Raw genomic sequence first — 932 nt, forward strand, 5'->3', positions numbered from 1 at the left:
CCACTTGAGCGAAGCTATGATGATTTTTTAGCGCGACACAACAACTCTGAAGTTGCGCAACAGCTCATAGCCGCTGAAAGAGAAGAGGTCGCGCTCTATCGAAAGTACAAAGACTACTACAGCTACGGCGTTTATGTAGCCCGTAAGCTGTAGAGTCGATCAAATGTGTTCACGTAAGGCGCTATTGCGTTGCGGCTTTAGCAAAATTTGCGAGAGCCTTACTCACTTTGTCTAAGACTTGATCACAGCCTTCAATCTCGTGCCGCTCTTTCAGGTAAGCGGGATCGTTATAGGTCAGCGAGACCTTGCCTTCGCTATCTTCCGTTATTAAGGCTTTCTGCGGTAAATCGATACCCACTATCTGTGTGCAGGCCATAAGCGGCGCACCGACCTTTGGATTACCAAAGATGACTAGGGTTGTTGGGTTTAGCCGAACATCAACACTCGCCGCGCCCTTTGAATGCGGGATGGTGGCGAAAATTTTCATGCCCTTTGCTTGGAGCGCTTGGGTAAGTTTGCTGATCGTGGTGTCGAAGTCGTTCGCGCTTGCGACATGTACCATGCCATTGTGCGCCCAAGCAGAACTCGCCATAAACAAAAGTGCTGCGCATAGTGAGCTGAGGCTTTTCATTGTTGTTCTCCTGAGTTTTTGTTTTTTAGTTTGAGCAAGCATAAGGGGGATGTATTGCCGATACAAATCGCGCAAGATGAAGATCCATTTAATGGTGTATCTTTTGAGGTGGTTTATGTCAGTGAATACTCTAAAAACGACATCGGGATACTTGCTGTCGCTCATCCGCAAATATTCGCCCTTGTCGGCTCAGGCTAAGTCTAAGTCGCTTGAGGATATCTATAACTACCTCCCTATTTCAGATCGACTAAGTACCTCCGGGCAGCCGAGTGAAGCACAATTCGCCTTGATCAAAGAGGCG

Annotated in this window: 2 protein-coding genes; one reads left to right on the plus strand and one right to left on the minus strand. The window is 47.7% G+C overall.

The window, feature by feature from the left end:
- Window positions 1–181 precede the first annotated feature (181 nt).
- A complete protein-coding gene (locus A3750_RS00295) occupies window positions 182–631 on the minus strand; it encodes a DUF302 domain-containing protein (RefSeq protein WP_068457714.1) in 450 nt (149 codons plus the stop codon).
- 115 nt (window positions 632–746) lie between these two features.
- On the opposite strand from A3750_RS00295, the gene A3750_RS26655 reads away from it, so the two are divergent.
- A partial coding sequence (locus A3750_RS26655) for a hypothetical protein (protein WP_231871650.1) occupies window positions 747–932 on the plus strand: 186 nt, incomplete at its 3' end.

This window comes from Oleiphilus sp. HI0079 (assembly GCF_001635105.1).

What these genes read in the sequence shown, in the direction of transcription:
- A3750_RS00295 (WP_068457714.1), bottom strand. Translation starts at nt 631, where the DNA reads ATGAAAAGCCTCAGCTCACTATGCGCAGCACTTTTGTTTATGGCGAGT.